Here is a 683-nt window from a genome sequence, read left to right as displayed (position 1 = left end):
CGCCGCCCCTTCGGGCTGCCCTCAGCCTTGTCGACCCCGAAACCCTCGAAAGTAGTTTCGAATTATTGCGCAATAATGCACTGGCGCACCCACTGCCACACCCTCCGGACACAGGGCACCCAACCTGCCAGGAAAGAGGGCTTGAGCTGCGGTTTTGCTACAACTTCAAGATCACTCTTAAACGGTTCACGTTGTTCATGGATGTAAACCCGTGGCGCGAGAGTGGCTCCAGAGGGGTCTTGATCGGCCGAACTGTTTCGGTTAATACTGCTTAATGTTTCGAGCCGAACAGCGCGTGACGAGGGGGGTTCCGTCACCCGCACCGAGCGGAGCACCGACCGCTCCAACCCAATTCAACCCGTCCCCACCCGCACCCCCGCGGGTACTTCTCAGAAAGCGCCGAACATGACGTTGACAACGAAGTCAGTCGCACGAGTCGCACTCGTGTCGACCCTGGTCGCCGCCGCGGCGGGCGCGGCGGTCCTGGTCGCCTCACCCGCCAGTGGTGCCGCCTCAACGCTCGCCGCGGCAGCCCAGCAGAGCGGCCGCTACTTCGGGACCGCCGTCGCGGCGAACAAGCTCTCGGACTCGACCTACACGGGGATCCTCAACCGTGAGTTCGACATGGTCACGGCCGAGAACGAGATGAAGATGGACGCGACCGAGCCCAACCAGGGCCAGTT

General features: G+C 62.5%; 1 protein-coding gene. It reads left to right on the top strand.

From position 1 onward, the window contains the following. Positions 1–405: 405 nt before the first annotated feature. Positions 406–683: endo-1,4-beta-xylanase (locus IEZ00_RS35320; RefSeq protein WP_189227709.1), on the top strand; the 278-nt coding region annotated here is incomplete at its 3' end.

This window comes from Saccharothrix coeruleofusca (assembly GCF_014648515.1).
In the GTDB taxonomy this organism is placed as follows: domain Bacteria; phylum Actinomycetota; class Actinomycetes; order Mycobacteriales; family Pseudonocardiaceae; genus Actinosynnema; species Actinosynnema coeruleofuscum.
The sequence above is the reverse complement of the archived record's forward strand: the minus strand, read 5'-3'. Positions and strand labels throughout refer to the sequence as shown.